The sequence below is a fragment of the Pseudomonas sp. HMSC057H01 genome, from assembly GCF_001836405.1.
Taxonomy (GTDB): Bacteria; Pseudomonadota; Gammaproteobacteria; order Pseudomonadales; family Pseudomonadaceae; genus Pseudomonas; species Pseudomonas aeruginosa.
In genome coordinates this window covers 1-552 of the sequence record NZ_KV828463.1, presented here as the reverse complement: position 1 = coordinate 552, position 552 = coordinate 1, and the positions used below count along the sequence as shown (strand labels likewise).

Here is a 552-nt window from a genome sequence, read left to right as displayed (position 1 = left end):
TCAGGCGCGCCGCGGTTTTCCGGCGATGTGCGCAACAATTTGCACAGTTTTTTTGACGTAGCATCCGCGCGATCACGCACTTCGGATCGAGCACGGCGAACAGGGACGCCAGCCGTGCAGGTTTTTCGAGAAACAGGGGACAGCGGATGTTCAACCCGGCCAACCAGACCCACTTCAGCCTCAGCCTCGACGGCCTCCGTCACGACCTGCAGGTTCTCGAATTCAGCGGCCACGAAGGCATCAGCCGGCCCTACCGCTTCGAACTCGAACTGGTCAGCGAGCGCGCCGGCCTCGACCTCGAAGCGCTCATGCACCGACCCGCCTTCCTCGCCTTCACCCCGCAGGGCCAGGGCGTCCACGGGCTGGTCTACGGCGCCGCCCAGGCCGACGCGGGCAAGCGCCTGACCCGCTATCGCCTCACCCTCGTGCCGCAACTGGCCTACCTCGCGCAGCGCAGCAACCAGCGGATCTTCCAGCACCTCACGGTGCCGCAGATCGTCGCCCTGGTCCTCGAGGAGCACGGCATCCTCGCCGACGCCTACCGCTTCCAGC

The 552-nt window shown here is 66.3% G+C and carries 1 protein-coding gene; it reads left to right on the top strand.

Annotated features, from left to right (window positions below):
- Positions 1-146: 146 nt before the first annotated feature.
- Positions 147-552, top strand: a 406-nt coding sequence (locus tag HMPREF2581_RS14205) for a contractile injection system protein, VgrG/Pvc8 family (RefSeq protein ID WP_256565205.1), incomplete at its 3' end; no start/stop codon positions are given.